This window comes from Weissella confusa, from assembly GCF_004766315.1.
GTDB lineage: Bacteria > Bacillota > Bacilli > Lactobacillales > Lactobacillaceae > Weissella > Weissella confusa_A.
Genome location: NZ_PVSN01000013.1, coordinates 1 through 15,828, shown reverse-complemented (window position 1 = coordinate 15,828; position 15,828 = coordinate 1). Strand labels below are relative to the sequence as shown.

13 protein-coding genes and 2 pseudogenes are annotated in these 15,828 nt (G+C 45.3%); 1 reads left to right on the top strand and 14 read right to left on the bottom strand.

Translation table 11 applies throughout. The annotated features are described in order from the left end of the window. Positions 1-30 precede the first annotated feature (30 nt). The 10 genes and pseudogenes from C6P11_RS02015 to C6P11_RS01970 form a co-directional block, all read right to left on the bottom strand. Positions 31-318: pseudogene (locus C6P11_RS02015) on the bottom strand (PTS glucose/sucrose transporter subunit IIB); the annotation flags it as partial. Between the two features lie 148 nt (positions 319-466). Then, entirely contained in the window at positions 467-1,606 is a 1,140-nt protein-coding gene (locus C6P11_RS02010; protein ID WP_135518192.1) for a PTS sugar transporter subunit IIC, read from the bottom strand. A 138-nt stretch (positions 1,607-1,744) separates the two neighbouring features. Continuing rightward, positions 1,745-2,740, bottom strand: coding sequence for a D-2-hydroxyacid dehydrogenase (locus tag C6P11_RS02005; protein ID WP_003608711.1), 996 nt, complete (start codon positions 2,738-2,740; stop codon positions 1,745-1,747). A 280-nt stretch (positions 2,741-3,020) separates the two neighbouring features. Further along, positions 3,021-3,614 (bottom strand): ATP-dependent Clp protease proteolytic subunit, encoded by a 594-nt coding sequence (locus C6P11_RS02000; protein WP_135518190.1) that lies wholly within the window; start codon positions 3,612-3,614, stop codon positions 3,021-3,023. 86 nt (positions 3,615-3,700) lie between these two features. Continuing rightward, positions 3,701-4,657: a DNA-binding protein WhiA gene (whiA, locus tag C6P11_RS01995; RefSeq protein ID WP_135518188.1), complete on the bottom strand. Its 957-nt coding sequence runs from the start codon at positions 4,655-4,657 to the stop codon at positions 3,701-3,703. 14 nt (positions 4,658-4,671) lie between these two features. Beyond that, positions 4,672-5,676 carry a gluconeogenesis factor YvcK family protein gene (locus C6P11_RS01990; protein WP_135518186.1) on the bottom strand — a complete coding sequence of 335 codons (1,005 nt, stop codon included), beginning with the start codon at positions 5,674-5,676 and terminating at the stop codon, positions 4,672-4,674. Beyond that, on the bottom strand, positions 5,673-6,566 hold the full coding sequence (rapZ, locus tag C6P11_RS01985; protein ID WP_135518184.1) for an RNase adapter RapZ: 894 nt from the start codon (positions 6,564-6,566) through the stop codon (positions 5,673-5,675). Before rapZ ends, C6P11_RS01990 begins: the two co-directional genes overlap by 4 nt. A 129-nt stretch (positions 6,567-6,695) precedes the next feature. Further along, the gene (locus tag C6P11_RS01980; protein WP_135518182.1) at positions 6,696-6,818 is read right to left on the bottom strand and encodes a putative metal homeostasis protein; all 123 of its coding nucleotides are present in this window, start codon (positions 6,816-6,818) and stop codon (positions 6,696-6,698) included. A gap of 101 nt (positions 6,819-6,919) precedes the next feature. Beyond that, positions 6,920-9,769: an excinuclease ABC subunit UvrA gene (gene uvrA / locus C6P11_RS01975; protein WP_135518180.1), complete on the bottom strand. Its 2,850-nt coding sequence runs from the start codon at positions 9,767-9,769 to the stop codon at positions 6,920-6,922. 113 nt (positions 9,770-9,882) lie between these two features. Further along, positions 9,883-11,283 (bottom strand): annotated as a pseudogene (locus C6P11_RS01970) (MFS transporter). Between the two features lie 127 nt (positions 11,284-11,410). Between C6P11_RS01970 and C6P11_RS01965 the strand changes: the two are divergent. Continuing rightward, positions 11,411-11,701 carry a hypothetical protein gene (locus C6P11_RS01965; RefSeq protein WP_135518178.1) on the top strand — a complete coding sequence of 97 codons (291 nt, stop codon included), beginning with the start codon at positions 11,411-11,413 and terminating at the stop codon, positions 11,699-11,701. A gap of 51 nt (positions 11,702-11,752) precedes the next feature. Here C6P11_RS01965 and C6P11_RS01960 read toward each other — a convergent pair whose 3' ends face one another. From C6P11_RS01960 to C6P11_RS01950, 4 genes are all read right to left on the bottom strand, one after another. Beyond that, positions 11,753-12,379, bottom strand: a complete 627-nt coding sequence (locus C6P11_RS01960) for a phosphatase PAP2 family protein (RefSeq protein WP_135518176.1) — start codon at positions 12,377-12,379, stop codon at positions 11,753-11,755. Positions 12,380-12,393: 14 nt separating this feature from the next. Further along, positions 12,394-13,569, bottom strand: a complete 1,176-nt coding sequence (locus tag C6P11_RS01955; protein ID WP_135518174.1) for an ATP-binding protein — start codon at positions 13,567-13,569, stop codon at positions 12,394-12,396. Between the two features lie 8 nt (positions 13,570-13,577). Next, complete coding sequence (locus C6P11_RS10885; RefSeq protein WP_162259263.1) at positions 13,578-13,754, bottom strand: hypothetical protein; 177 nt, start codon at positions 13,752-13,754, stop codon at positions 13,578-13,580. Positions 13,755-13,837: 83 nt separating this feature from the next. Continuing rightward, a complete protein-coding gene (locus tag C6P11_RS01950) occupies positions 13,838-15,493 on the bottom strand; it encodes an alpha-glucosidase (RefSeq protein ID WP_135518172.1) in 1,656 nt (551 codons plus the stop codon). Positions 15,494-15,828: the final 335 nt, after the last annotated feature.

The window sequence follows — 15,828 nt, the reverse complement described above, 5'->3', positions numbered from 1 at the left end:
TGGCTCCTCTGGCTCTACGCCGAGCAGCGTTGCCTCATGGGTTTCTTCTGGGTCTGTCACCCCATTACCGAGCTGATCAACCACCACATCATACACATCAGCTACTCGTGGCCCTATAACAACCTGATATTGCCGTAGTGGCTCGTTATAGACGGCTCCCGCCACTTTATCGAGTTTCATCAAAGCGCCCGTATTCGCCAAACTAGGGTCCTTTAAATAGAAGCGCAGGCGCGTGACACAGTGAATCACCTTATCGACGTTGCCTGCACCACCTACATTGCGAATAATCGCTGTCGCCAATGAATCATACTTCTCCATGTCACCTATCACCCCTTCCAATTATCTACTTCCATTTTAGTCTCATCATTTGATGAACTCACGCCAGAAGCATTATCAGAATGTGGGTGAAATATGCAAAAAAATGCCACGCATCTCAAATCGAGATGCGTGGCATTAATTGTTTTAATTACATTTCTTGCTCAAAGTCTGATGGTGAGTACAACTTCAAGATCTTAGTAAACAAGAAGTCGACTACGAAACCAGCAATTGCTGGCACGATGAACCAAACAATCAAGAATTGAACAAAGTTAATCGTGTGCTTAACGATTTCAGCTTCAGCAGCATCAAACGTATACATTGATTGCAATGGTGAAACCATTCCAATCCATCCGAATCCGGCTGAAGTTGGCGTTCCTTGAACGTTGAACAAAGCAACTGGGATAGCCGTAATTGCTGCGGCAACCAAGAAGGCCAAAATCATAACTGGCTTCTTAAATACTGAAGGCATCATACCCTTCATAGCACCCAAGAAGATAGCAACCGTCGTTCCCTTCTTGTTAACCTTCCATGAGTTGATCAACAAGATAACAGTCGTTGCAACAACACCGGCTCCGGCAGCACCAGCACCCAAACCTGACAACGTAATTGCCAAGGCAATACCAACCGTTGAGATTGGCGTGATGATGATGAATGAGAAGGCCATAGCGATGGCAATTGACATTGGCAATGGTTGCAAGTCAGTAGCCAAACGAACACCGTCACCAACCCAAGTCGTGATGTAAGCAACGTAAGGTGCGATAGCGCGACCGAACAAAGCAACACCACCACCGATTACGATTGGGCTCAAGATGATAGCAACTGAACCAAATCCGGCTAGGTAACGTGATACCAACCAGATTACCAATACTGCAACTGCAGCAACGATAATGGCGTTGATAACGTCACCGGCACCAGCGGCAATGTAGACATTACCAACTTGTGGGGCACCCGTAATTGGGTTAACGAAGCCCTTTGGTGCAACGGCCCACTTAATTGATCCTGAAGCAGCACCAACCGCGATGGCCATAACACCAACATCAAGCGCCTTCATGCGGAATTGCATAGCAATCGCAACACCAATCAACAATGGAATGAATGATGAGAACAGCGTCAAAATAGCTGACAAATCAAGCGCCCATTGTGCCGTTCCGAACATCTTCAAGATGTACTTCATAACGGCTGATGGCAAAACACCAATCAAGATACCTTGGGCTGAACCTGAAAGTACCTTGAAGAAGAAATCCTTTAACTTTAGCTCGTATGAGCCGTCAAAAAATTCGCTCGTCATAATATTAAATTATACCTTTCAAACCAAACGTCTCTCGCACCAAATAGTTCCCAATCGACGAATCTCACAACGTCAAATTAGTTATTTGAAGGAGGATAAACAATAAAATAATTTCTTACTTAAAGTAAGTTATCACGATTAGTATTCAACTGCAATAGCAGGTGTCTCACCGTTAATGAATGCCAATGAAGCGTCCATTGATTGGTGAACCATCTCTAGAACAGCCTTAGTCGTGTAGAATGCCGTGTGTGGTGTAACCAATACGTTCTCACGAGCAATCAAATCTGCAATCTTTGCGTCAGGGAATTCCTTGTCTGACCAGTCAACGTTGAACAAACCAACTTCTTCTTCGTAAACGTCCATTGCGAAGTCTGAAATCTTACCTGAGTTCAAACCATCGATAACAGCGTCGATGTCCATCAAGTTACCGCGTGAAACGTTAACCAAGACAACTCCGTCCTTCATCTTTGCGATTGAATCAGCGTTGATCATGTGGTGGTTAGCAGGAACACCTGGCACGTACAATGAGATAACGTCTGCTTGTGCGTACAACTCGTCCAAAGTATCAACGTAGATGCCTTCTGCTTCCAATTCTGCGTTACGGTATAGATCGTAAGCAATAACCTTTGCACCAAAGCCCTTCAAGATGTTGATAGCAACACGTCCGATGTGACCAGTTCCGATAACACCAACCGTTTGCATACGAACTTCACGTCCGATTGTTGGTGCCCAACGCAAATCGTGCTTAGCAATCTTTGCATCCAAAGCCTTTGCGCGACGCAACAAACGTGACATTTGAATCATTGAGTGCTCAGCAATAGCGTTTGGTGAGTAAACTGGCACGTTTGAGATTGAGAAGTCAAACTCGCGTGCAGCATCGAAATCGATGTTGTCAGTTCCAACGTTACGCAATGACATCTTGTTGATGCCCAACTCGTGCAAGGCAGTCAAAGTCTCGCGTGTGTAATCCAATTGTTGGTAAACGTTAACAGCGTCGGCTCCCTCTGCCAACTTTGCTGTCTCAGGGTCCAACAACTTATCAGTGTAGCCCACTTCAACTTCTGGGTGAGCTGCAATCCACTCGTTCAATGATGGCTTTTCGTCTTCGCGAATACCGTAAGCAAAAATCTTCATGCTTTTTTCCTCCAAAGCGTTTCTTAACACTTATTTATTATAAGGTAACTTGTGAAGAAGTCAACATGTTTTGTGGACTAAGGCAAAACGATTATCCCGCATTCGGTACTCCACACTTTTTGTGTACCGGTATACCACTACTCTTTGTTAAGGAAATTGACGCACAAACTTTTCCCAAAAACCCATGAACTTTTATTCACAAAGGCGCAAATATTTTGCAGAAAAACAAAAAAGGCATCTCCACAAAACGGGAGACACCTTTTCTCTAAAAGACTTGGTATTACTTTTGCTCGTTGGCGCTCGTCATGATCTTATCGACCAATCCGTACTCAAGTGACTCATCAGCATCTAGCCAGTGATCACGTTCCGTATCACGCTCCAATTGCTCGTAAGGCTTTCCTGTATTGCTTGCCAAAATTTCGTTCAACTTCTTACGAGTCTTCAAAATCTCTTCTGCTGCGATAGCAATTTCAGTTTGTTGTCCTTGTGCACCACCTGATGGTTGGTGAATCATGAATTGTGAGTTAGGCAACATGAAACGCTTGCCCTTAGCACCTGAAGATGCCAAAACAGACGCCATTGATGCTGCCAAACCAATAACAATCGTTTGAACATCAGCCTTGATAAAGTTCATTGTGTCATAGATGGCCATACCGGCATTAACTTCTCCACCAGGAGAGTTAATGTACATGTAAATATCCTTATCTGGATCTTGCGCATCCAAGAATAGCAATTGGGCAATAATTGCCGTTGCCATTTGTGATTCAATTGGTCCACTGACCATGATAATACGATCAATCAACAAACGTGAGAAGATGTCGTATGTACGCTCCCCGCGTGATGATTGTTCGATAACGTATGGAATTGGTAACATTATTTATTTTCCTCCTGATGTTCAGAATCAGAACATACCCCTATTGTAGACAGTTCGTCAAACATGGTCAAACGATATGAGCCATCCTATGAAATTCTTTTAGGAAGCGCACCTGTCGTTCGCAAATCATCAGCCATTTTCGTCAGCTTACGCAAACGGTGATTAACCCCAGACTTTGAGATTTCACCTGATGGCACGTACTTACCAAGTTCTGACAAGGGTTCCTCGCGGTGTGCCAAACGCACTTCCGCAATCTCACGTAACTTTTCAGGCAAACGTGCCAAACCAATTTCGTTATCCAAGAATTCGATATCGTCGATTTGCTTTTGACTCGCATTGACCGTCTTATCCAAGTTTGCGTTTTCAGCATTCACCAAACGGTTAACTGAATTACGCATATCACGGATAATTCGTACATCTTCCATCTTAAGCATGGCATTCGTTGCCCCAATGACCATCAGCATGTCACCGATTTTTTCGGCTTCCTTCAGATAAACAATATACCCTGAGCGACGTTCAACCACCTTGGCATTCAAATCAAAACGGTTCATCAGCTCTTCCAATTGGTGGGCTTGTTCTTCATATAGAGAGTAAATCTCTAAATGGTAACGACTCGTCTCTGGATTGTTAACGGAACCAGCTGCCAAGAAGGCACCACGCAAATAAGAACGTGCCTTGCCTTCATCAGCCAACCATTCGTCAGGCACCGTTGGCAATAATTCGAAATCTTCAAAGATATGCAAATCATCGAGCAACTCATTCACGCCTTGCACAATTCGTACGACGTACAAATTATTCTTCTTCAATTTCATTTGACGACGCACCGAAATTTCAGATGGCAATTGATAAAATTGTTGTAACAACCCCAAAATACGACGAGCAGTCGCCGCATTTTCGGTTTGCACATTCAACGTAAATCGCATGTTTGATAGACCCAACGATCCATTCATGCGCAACAAGGCGGACAACTCTGCCTTTGCATTGTCCGGATTATTAATCTCCAGCATCGTCAATTCTTTTTTGACATCACTCGCAAATGACATAAGCCTCCTCCTTTCTACAATTCCTTCGCGTCAGCAATTTGCATAATCAATTGGGCGACAATGTCACCATCGTGAAAGGCACCATCGTCACGCAATTCAAGTAGGTCACCCAAAACAGGGATTGCACCTTCACGACGCACTTCTTCTGGATCAAAGGCCACTTGATGCGACACCTCATTCCACTTTTTCCAATCAATATAGTCATCTGGCACAACACCAGTATTCATAATGACGGCATCAACCACATTATCGCCAACATGCTTATTCAAAGCACGCAAATGGTTAGCGTCTGAGAAATCATCAGTCTCACCCTTTTGCGTCATGATGTTCGCAATGTAGACTACCTTGGCATGCGTTGCCTTCAACGCTTCAGCGACATTTGGAACGACCAGGTTAGGCAAGATGCTTGTAAACAAGCTTCCCGGACCAAGCACAATCACGTCGGCATTCAAAATAGCGTTAATGACCTCACTCGGTGCTTGCGCAACCTCATTCACAGAGTCGGCTTGTGGCGTTACCCAAATATGGTCAATTTGCTTATGCGCAGCCGTAATTTCTGCTTCACCTGATAGTTCCGTGCCGTCTTTAAACTTGGCGTGCAAAATCAATGGTTCATTCGCCACCGGGTACACATGTCCTTGGATTCCCATGAATTTGGCCAACATCTGTACGCCCGCAAAGATATCATGCTCCTTCTCAGCCATGGCAGCGATAACCAAATTACCTAGCGCATGGTTGGCTAGCATTTCATCATTTTCGTGGAAACGATATTGGAAAATATCAATAATATCTTGTGGCAAAGTTGATAGCGTTGCCATGACATTGCGAATATCTCCAGGTGGTACGATGTTCAAATAATCGCGTAGTGTACCAGATGAACCACCGTCATCGGCCACCGTAATAACTGCTGTCAAATCGGCATCGAACTTCTTCAACCCACGTAAAATAACAGGTTGACCTGATCCGCCACCGATAACAACAATCTTCGGTGTTGTCTTAACCGTAAATTCTTCTGTCATGAGCGATTACTACTTTCCTTGCGACGGTTGATATCACGGTGATATTCGTTAACCTTCCAGTCATTAGCCAAGTCTTGGCTCAGACGGTGTGCAAAGGCAACTGAGCGGTGTTGACCACCCGTGCAACCAAACGCAATCGTCAACGTGCTCTTACCTTCTGCCTTGTACTTAGGGAGCAACCACTTAATCAAGCTGCTCTCGCGTTGGTAGAATTCTTCCGCATCTTCACTTGCCCAAACGTAATCCCAGACTTCTTTGTCCAAGCCAGTCTTCTCACGTAACGACGTAATATAGTAAGGATTCTTCAAAAAGCGCACGTCAATTAGCAAATCCGCATCAACCGGAATACCATACTTAAAACCAAAGCTCATCACTTGCACCGCAAACGTTCCTTCACGATCTTCATCTGAGCCAAAGTGCTCCAAGATGTAGTTACGCAATTGACGTGGCGCAAAGTCATCCGTATGAATCACTTCACTCGCCATGTCATGAATTTCAGTCAAGCGGTGGCGTTCAGTTTGAATACCGTACAACGTTCCCTTGTCACCTGACAGCGGGTGTGAACGACGCGTTTCTTTATAACGAGCCACTAGCTCATCATCAGTCGCATCAATGTAGACGATTTTCAAGTCGTAGTAATCATTGTTGTCGGCTGCCATCTTCTTAATTTCGTCATCCAAATCATCAAAGAAACTTTGTGATCGCAAGTCAATCATCACTGCTGCACGTTGGATGTTATCTTCATCAGAAATCATCTGCCAGAACTTTGGCAACATTGCAGGTGGTAGGTTTTGCACAGTAAAGTAGCCCAAGTCTTCAAAGGCTTGAATCGCAACAGTTTTACCTGAACCACTCATTCCTGTGACAATAACCAATTCTTTCTTAGCCATGGTTTCCGTCCTCCGTTTTTATCGTGCTAACATTATACCATTTATTGGACACGCCCGGCTATGTGGTTAATCATTTCGCAAACAACGGCACAAAAAAACCAGTCCACCGTGGTGAACTGGTTTCTTTGATTACTTCTTGCTGCTTGCTGCCTTGCGTGCATCGTGCAATGCCTTCAAAGCACGCTTGCGAGTCTTAATGTTTGGGCTCTTCATCTTACGACGAGCTGATGCCACATCCAACTTTTCAGCCATGATGTTTACCTCACTTTTTGTTTTATATATTCGAATAAATAGAACTTACAAAAAGAAAGTATACACGGTTCCCAACATATCGGCAACCAAAAAGGGCAGTTTTATTGTACCGCTGCTGCACGGGCACGATCTCGTTCCATAATCGGGCCAAGATATTGACCAGTGTATGACTCTGGTACTGCTGCGATATCTTCTGGTGTACCAGTCGCAAGCACCGTTCCACCGCCTTCTCCGCCTTCTGGCCCCATGTCGATCAACCAGTCGGCTGTCTTAATAACATCCAAATTGTGTTCAATAACCAAGACTGTGTTTCCACCGTCAACAAGTCGTTGCAACACTTCTAGCAAACGTGAAATGTCGTCCACGTGCAAACCAGTCGTTGGCTCGTCCAAAATGTAGAACGTCTTACCAGTTGACTTACGTTGCAATTCTGAGGCCAACTTCATACGTTGCGCTTCACCACCAGACAAAGTCGTTGCTGATTGACCAAGCGTTACATAACCAAGGCCAACATCAACAATCGTTTGCAACTTGCGACGAATCTTTGGGATTGGCGCAAAGAATTCAACCGCTTGCTCAGCCGTCAAGTTCAAGACGTCCGCAATCGTCAAACCGCGGTAAGTAACTTCCAATGTTTCTGAGTTGTATCGCGTTCCGCCACAAACTTCACACGTCACGTAAACGTCAGGCAAGAAGTTCATTTCAATCTTGATGACACCGTCACCCTTACATGCCTCACAACGCCCACCCTTGGTGTTAAATGAGAAACGTCCCTTGTTATAACCACGCAACTTGGCTTCATTCGTTTGTGCGAACAATGTGCGAATGTCGTCGAAAACACCCGTATATGTTGCTGGGTTAGAACGTGGCGTACGACCGATTGGACTTTGGTCGATGTCAACAATCTTGTCGACGTTCTCAAAGCCAGTCATCTTCTTGTACTTACCAGGCTTTTCAGAATTGTTGTTCAATTCCATCTTCAACGCACGCTTCAAAATTGAATTAACCAGCGTTGACTTCCCCGATCCAGACACACCCGTCACGGCCACAAACTTACCCAATGGGAAGTCGACCTTGACGTTCTTCAAGTTGTTTTCAGCTGCGCCAGTGATGGTAATCTTTTGACCATTACCTTCACGGCGTGTTTCGGGAACTGGAATAAACTTCTTTCCTGATAGGTATTGTCCCGTCAATGAATTCTCATTGGCTTCGATTTCTTCAGGCGTTCCAGTGGCCATAATCTCACCACCGTGATCACCAGCGCCGGGACCAACGTCGATGATATAGTCGGCTGCCTTCATGGTATCTTCGTCGTGTTCAACAACAATCAACGTATTACCCAAATCACGCATTTGCTTCAATGAATTGATCAAACGATCATTATCACGTTGGTGCAACCCGATTGATGGCTCGTCCAAGACGTACATCACCCCTGATAGGTTTGAACCGATTTGCGTTGCCAAACGAATACGTTGCGCCTCACCACCAGAAAGCGTACGGGCAGAACGAGACAACGTTAGGTAATCCAACCCAACATTCTTCAAGAAGCTCAAACGGTCCGTAATTTCCTTAACGATTGGCTCAGCGATTTGTGAATCTTGCTCACCGAACTTAACGTCCTTAAAGAAATCCAATTCTTGGTCGACGGGCATTTCTGAAATTTGACCGATGTGCTTGTTGCCAACCTTAACTGACAATGCAGCCGGGTTCAAACGGTAACCGTCACAAGCAGAGCAAGTCAATTCGTCCATATAACCGCGCATTTGCTCACGCGTAAAGTCAGAGTTTGACTCACGGTAACGGCGGTCAATGTTGTTCATGACACCTTCGAATGGCAAATCAACATCACGCACCCCACCAAAATCATTTTCATAGTGGAAGTGGAATGGCTTCAAACGTGAACCGTACAACACCATATCTTGTTGATCAGCCGTCAATTCTTCAAATGGCACATCCATTGGAATACCAAATTGCTCAGCAAATTGACGCAACATCTCTGGGTAGTATGAAGAAGAAATTGGGTTCCAGGCAACAATCGCACCATCAGCCAATGTCTTTGACTTATCTGGGATAACACGGTCAACGTCGACCTCAAGCGTCATCCCCAATCCACCACAGATTTCACACGCTCCCATTGGTGCGTTGAATGAGAAAAGTTGTGGCTCCAACTTACCAACGGCGAAGTCCTTAAGGGCACCCGTATAGTGATCAGAAAATGTAATTGGCTCACCACCAATGACATCCACAGTCACCACGCCATCGGCCATGCGCATTGCTGATTCAAATGATTCGAACAAACGAGCACGTGAACCGTCACGCAAAATAATACGATCAACCACAATTGAGATATCGTGGTACTTGTTCTTATCCAATTCGAATTCATCAGTCACTTCATGCATGTCACCATCGACGACAACACGCACGAAACCTTCTTTTTGAATACGCTCAAAAGCTGACGCATGTGAACCGCGCTTGTGACGCACAATTGGTGACAAGACTTGCATACGCGTGCCTTCATCGAGGGCATCCGTCAAATAGTTCAACATTTGATCAATTGATGTCTTAACAATCGTGCCGTCTTCAGCCGGATCTGGTTGACCCACACGCGCGAATAGCAAACGGTAGTAATCGTTAATTTCCGTAACCGTACCAACCGTTGAACGTGGGTTCTTTGATGTCGTCTTTTGGTCAATTGAAATTGCAGGACTCAACCCTTCAATCGCATCAACATCAGGCTTATCCATTTGTCCCAAAAATTGACGGGCATAGGCAGACAAACTTTCAACATAACGACGTTGACCTTCGGCATACAACGTGTCAAAAGCCAGCGAACTTTTTCCTGATCCCGACAAACCGGTCATTACCACAAATTTATCACGGGGAATTGCCACGTCCACATTTTTCAAATTGTGAGCGCGGGCACCGTGAATGTTAATCCAGTCGTTGGCCATATATTTGCGGCCTCCTTCATGTAGTTTTAGTTAGTTTCATTATACATTGAAAGTCAAAAAGGTGTTAGTTATAACCTAACACCTTTCAATATCTATTAAATTTAAATAAGTAATTATTCTGTATATGGCTTGTCATTACGTAGGAAGATTTTGAACCAAACAAAGTTCAACACTCCCAACACCAGCATGAACAAGAAGACATTGCGGGCACCAACTGCGGTTTGGTGCGCCACACTGGCATGATCAGCTGGATTCACACGCATCAACAATGATGCAATCGTCGTTCCGATTGCCCCTGCGAATTGTTGGGCCGTGTTAAAGATGGCATTTCCATCGGCACGTTCTGGCAATGACAATTGTGCTAACCCGGCCGTCATTGATGTTCCAAAGGCCAAGTTACGTCCCAACGTCATCAACAAGTAGAAAATCGTCATTGAAATCACGGTTGCGTTCAATGTCATTGCTGACCAAACTGCCATGACGACAACAAACAAAAAGTTTCCAAGCAACAATGGCATCTTTGCCCCACGGGTGTCGTAAAGACGACCGTAGATTGGATTCAACAACGCGCCAGCCAACGAACCTGGCATCAAAGCGAAACCGGCAATCATCGTACTTGCGCCAAGCGTCAATTGCACAAACGTTGGCACTGCAAAGTTAACCATCAAATTGGTAAACATGTACGTCACGTATCCCAACATTGCAAAGCGCAAGGCCTTCACCTTAAAAATACCAAGGTTCAAGAATTGCTTGCTACTACGCTTTGAGCGGTACAGGAACCCAACAAAGGCTGCCACCGCCACAACAAACAATCCAAACATGATAGCGTTGACTGAACCATGCTCTAGTTGGCTCAAGGCCCACAAGAAACTTGTGAAAGCCACCGCCAGCAAGGCAAAGCTCAAATAATCGAACTTAAACGCGTCATTACGCGTATGTGCCGTTGGAATGGTCTTATACGTAATCACCAGTGACAAGAACGCGACCGGCAAGACCAACAAGAAAATTTCGCGCCAGCCAAGATAGTAGGCTACCACCCCTCCAAAGATTGGTCCGAACGCTGGTGCCAAAGACAGAATCATCGTCCCAAATCCCATGTACTTGCCAATTTGCGACATCGGCACGTTTTCCAAAATAATGTTGAACACCAACGGCGTAATCACACCAGTACCAATTCCCTAGATGATACGTCCGACTAGCAACAAGGCAAATGAGTGCGACAAGATTGCCACGACATCCCCAATCAAAAACGCAATAATTGCAATCATAAAGATCATGCGGGGATTAAATTTCGCCTTCAAAAATGCTGACGTTGTCATAATCAATGACACCATGAGCAGGTAAGCTGTAGTCAGCCATTGCACAACGCTCAGCGAGATATCAAATTGTTTCATCAAATCTGGGAACGTGACGTTCATTGACGTTTCAGTCAAAATACCCGTAAACGCCAGAATCCCCGTTCCAACAATCGCCCAAATAATCTTTGAGTCGACTGCTTGTGTGTCTTTTGTCATATCTATACTCCCATCAATACAATACGTTTAGTTTGTCATATTTGCCCACTTGGTACAAGGTTCCTTTTCAAATCTGTCCGAATTCACGTATAATGGTAGTATTGAGTTCAAATGGAGGGAAACAAACATGAATCATACGGTTGCAAAGTCTTGGTCAATTAAGTGGATTGCCCAACACATCGCATCATTCATCTTGCTTACTGGTGCCGTGCTCGCGGCGGCCATTGCGTTGACCGCCCTCATTATCGGGGTCGAAGAATTGATTGCCTTGATTGTCGTACAGCGTCCAATCAACACGTACACAAACACTTACGGCAACGCGCTTCAAACCGTGTTGTGGCACTTCTTGATTGTGTTCTCTTTGGTTTCCTTCTGGTCAGCCTTGGACACGTTCATTCCAGCACCACCAAAAAAATAGCATTTAAAAACTCGCTTCTGAACAACATACGTTCAGGAGCGAGTTTTCTGTTTACTTCAATTTTTTCGGTTGCAACACAAACGTCGTAGCGGTCAACATCACCACTAAGCCAAGCAACAATTCAGCCGTCACGTCACTTGGGTAGTGTACGCCAAGATAAACGCGACTAATTGGTAGCAAGACAATCTCAGCTGCCAATACTAGCATCACGATTGCTTTTAGCCAGCGACGACGCAAGTAGAAAAAGCCCAATACTAGCAACGCGCCATAAAACGCGACTGCATTAACCGAATGTCCTGATGGAAATGAAAAACCACTTTCAGGAATAATGCGGTCAACCGTTGGGCGCGGGCGTTGCACGATTGTCTTGATAATTTTCATTAAGATCGTTGATCCAATGACACTCGTTGCGATGTACGCTGCAATGCGCCAACGACGACGTACCGCGGCAATAATCACCGCAATTGCTGTCAACACAACGCCAGTCGCCGGTTCAGCGAAGAACGTAACTGCCTTAAAGAACGCCGTCTTTGCTGCGCTAAAATGACGAATCAATGCCACCCCACTGTTATCATATGCTGTCACCCAGCCTGCATGTTGCATCACACCCACTGTGAAGACAACAAATATCACCGCTGCAACCAAGCTAACACCCGTTGCAAATCTCTTATGCCACATCTACATAGTCCTCTCTAGAAAAACCTTGGTGAGGCGGTGCGGTGTTGCATCTCAGGAATCATCATGACATGCAATTCATGCGCTGGCACATAATTAATCCCGCTCAAAATAGCTTCACCTACGCCTTGCTCGGCAATCCGCTTTGCAATCGGAACTAGGCTTGGCAAATTCGCCACATCACTCATCGTATTCAATCGATGAATCAAATAATTACCAAACTGACCTAATAATTGTGCCGGCAAATCCAGAGGACTTTGCGTCGTCAGCATCAAATAAAGGCCGGCCTTACGTCCCTCACGTGCAACGCGGAAAATACCATCGCTCGCCAAATCCGCCTCACTCAAATAACGATGCGCTTCGTCAATCAACACCGTTACCGGCAACGTGTTGGGTAACGTTTGATTTAGACGCAAAAGCGCTGTCATCAATAATGACACAATAACCTTACCCAAACCTAAATCATCAGCGTAGTCGGAAACATCAATCACCAAAAACTTATGTGAACTACGTTGCGTACTGAATAACTGCATTAAGTACATGACATCAGTTCGCATCGCTACCGAAGCGTCGCGGTCCCGTTGTGGCAAATTCATCAGTTTTTGGAAACGTGAATCCGCTACTAAGCGCGTCATGCGTCGCACAATCGGTAGCAACTTACGAAATGCTTCGTGGTCAATTTCTTGGCCAATTAGGTCAAAGTCATCAACCGGCACCGCAAATTCTTGTTGTAACTGTGCGGGCAAGAGCGTCATGTCAGCCGGTTGTGGATAGTGGTAAAGTTTGCCGAGCAATTGCTCATGCACAGCCCACTCACGGCCCACTTTGCCATAGATGCCTGGCTGCTTCACAACGTTCATCTGCAATTTCAAACTTTGCCAAGCATCCGCCACTTTTTCGATTTCTTCAGACCCAGTCGCACCGAAAAAACCAGCTAACTCAGCACCTGTCAAACGCTCATAATCAATAAACGCATTACGACCTAGCTTCGCAACAACGGCGTTTGGTAGCGTTGTATACTCACCAGTCGGATCAATGATAATCGCTGATTGATTCGTGGCTAACAGGCCGTGCAAAATCGTCACAGCACTCGTTGATTTACCGCTACCAGTCGCCCCTGTAATCAATAAATGTTGGCGTAAAAGATCGTCAGCTGGAGTCGAAAATTCACTTGTCAGTTGAATATCTACCATCAGACTGCCTACTTCTTAGCCTTTTTGAAATATGGCGCTACCGCTTGGACCAACGTAATCCACACCACCGCAAAGACAACCAACCCAATCAACACCCCCACAGTTTGACCAAACTCAGTAAAGGCCAATTGTGACGCCAACATAATTGGCAATAATTCAATAATTAGTAACACGAAACGATTCATAATCATAACCCCTCAATATCTATCTGTCGTATTACCAGTATACAAGAAAAGGCGTCCGAACATGGACGCCTTTTGGAAACTCTTTACTTAACACCAAGTACGATCGCCGTATAGGGTTGCAGCTGGAAACGATGACCACGTTGCGTCACCTCACCTGCTTGGCAAAGCACTTCGCCCGGTTGCGTGAGCGATACACGATTTGGCTTCTCACTCAAGTTGATGACAACCGTCAATAAGCGACCGCCCAAACGACGTTGGTACGCAATCACGTCGGCTGGCATCCCCGACAATGGATAGAACTCACCTGACACAATCAAGTCACGCCAAAGTGGATTTTGACGCAGTTGCCCCAACGCTTGGTAATAATGGAGCACTGACTCCGGATTGGCTAATTCTGTTTGGGCATCAACACCATCTCGGTCATCCCCCATCGCCAACCAAGGCACTTGGTCAGAAAAACCACCAAACTCATCCGGAGTCCATTGCATCGGTACACGGCCATTATCACGCGACTTCTTGTTAATCACGTCTAGGGCCTCAGCTTCAGTCAAGCCACCTTGCAATGCCATCTCGTAATTGTTAATTGATGACACATCGTTAAAGTCATCAATACTCTCACGATTAAAATTCTTCATCCCGAGTTCTTGCCCTTGATAAATCACGGGCACCCCTGGCAAAAAGTAGTACATTGTCACCAGCGTCTTTGCTGCCGTTTCCGTGCGATAAGCTGCGTTCGAAATCAACTTTGACAAGACACGTGGTTGATCGTGGTTTTCCAATACATTGCCCAAGTATCCTTCAATGTCATGCACCTGCTTTTGTGAATTAAACATGTGCTCACGCAAGTCACTAGTCGTCCACTCTGATCGACCACGATACCACTCATCCGTGTTTTCAACTTCAATGTTCATATATGAGAAATCAAAAATCATTGAGAAGTAGCCATCTGGCCCGATGTACTTGTTCAAATCTTCATCCGGTACACCATACGCCTCACCAATTGTGACTGCATCATGCTTCGCAAAGGTTTCGGCCTTCAGCTCACTCAAAAAGTCATCGATACCTGGTCGGTTTTGCCCCTTCTTAAGCACCGATACCAACCCGTCTGGACCATCGCTTGGCAAACTTGCCCAATCCAAATCCTTCTTCAAGTGGGTAATGGCATCGATACGGAAACCAGCAACGCCAATCTCCAGCCACCAATTAATCATGTCGTAAATGTCACGACGCATAGCTGGATTTTCCCAATTCAAGTCAGGTTGCTCCGGTGCAAAACTGTGGAAGTAGTACGTGCCAGGTTCGCCAGGTACTTCCGTCCACGTTGACCCACCAAACAGACTACGCCAATTGTTTGGCACTTTCCCATCAGTCGTCGTCTTGAAAATGTAGTAATCACGGTACGGACTCTGCTTGTCCGCCAACGCCGCTTGGAACCACTCGTGTTCATCCGACGTGTGATTCACGACGAGGTCCATGATAATTTTCATATCGCGCTTGTTAGCCTCGGCCAATAATTCTTTGAAATCGTCCATCGAACCAAACTGCGGATCAATATCTTGGTAGTCAGAGATGTCATACCCCATGTCGACCATCGGTGACTTGTAAACTGGTGAGACCCAAATCATCGTGACCCCCAAATCACGAATATAATCCAATCGTGAAATAATGCCGCGGATATCACCAATCCCGTCGTGGTTTGAATCTTGAAATGAACGTGGATAGACTTGATCCCGGATTATTCATGCACTAAATTTTTAACCACAGCTAAATCAGTAAAATACGATAAATCACCTTGAAACTGCCAGTACCTTGGCACGGTTTCAGGGTGTTTTTTTCGATTGAGCGTTTTTTGAGAAAAATGGGCACACTAAAACCAGCCAGATTTTGCTATTTTTTTGAAAATCTACTTCGTTGTTTTATTGCCACAAAGCATTTAGTCGTTCCCAAGCTCGCCAGAACAGACCATCGAATTGTTCTTGGATGCGGCTATCTAACGTCAAGATCACCTTGCGGGCGTGCTTAGTGACACGTCCCCCGATTTTTAACAAACGGTCTCGAAAGGTGTTGATTGTCC

What these genes read in the sequence shown, in the direction of transcription:
- C6P11_RS02010 (WP_135518192.1), bottom strand. Translation starts at nt 1,606, where the DNA reads ATGACGAGCGAATTTTTTGACGGCTCATACGAGCTAAAGTTAAAGGAT.
- C6P11_RS02005 (WP_003608711.1), bottom strand. Translation starts at nt 2,740, where the DNA reads ATGAAGATTTTTGCTTACGGTATTCGCGAAGACGAAAAGCCATCATTG.
- C6P11_RS02000 (WP_135518190.1), bottom strand. Translation starts at nt 3,614, where the DNA reads ATGTTACCAATTCCATACGTTATCGAACAATCATCACGCGGGGAGCGT.
- whiA (WP_135518188.1), bottom strand. Translation starts at nt 4,657, where the DNA reads ATGTCATTTGCGAGTGATGTCAAAAAAGAATTGACGATGCTGGAGATT.
- C6P11_RS01990 (WP_135518186.1), bottom strand. Translation starts at nt 5,676, where the DNA reads ATGACAGAAGAATTTACGGTTAAGACAACACCGAAGATTGTTGTTATC.
- rapZ (WP_135518184.1), bottom strand. Translation starts at nt 6,566, where the DNA reads ATGGCTAAGAAAGAATTGGTTATTGTCACAGGAATGAGTGGTTCAGGT.
- C6P11_RS01980 (WP_135518182.1), bottom strand. Translation starts at nt 6,818, where the DNA reads ATGGCTGAAAAGTTGGATGTGGCATCAGCTCGTCGTAAGATGAAGAGC.
- uvrA (WP_135518180.1), bottom strand. Translation starts at nt 9,769, where the DNA reads ATGGCCAACGACTGGATTAACATTCACGGTGCCCGCGCTCACAATTTG.
- C6P11_RS01965 (WP_135518178.1), top strand. Translation starts at nt 11,411, where the DNA reads ATGAATCATACGGTTGCAAAGTCTTGGTCAATTAAGTGGATTGCCCAA.
- C6P11_RS01960 (WP_135518176.1), bottom strand. Translation starts at nt 12,379, where the DNA reads ATGTGGCATAAGAGATTTGCAACGGGTGTTAGCTTGGTTGCAGCGGTG.
- C6P11_RS01955 (WP_135518174.1), bottom strand. Translation starts at nt 13,569, where the DNA reads ATGGTAGATATTCAACTGACAAGTGAATTTTCGACTCCAGCTGACGAT.
- C6P11_RS10885 (WP_162259263.1), bottom strand. Translation starts at nt 13,754, where the DNA reads ATGAATCGTTTCGTGTTACTAATTATTGAATTATTGCCAATTATGTTG.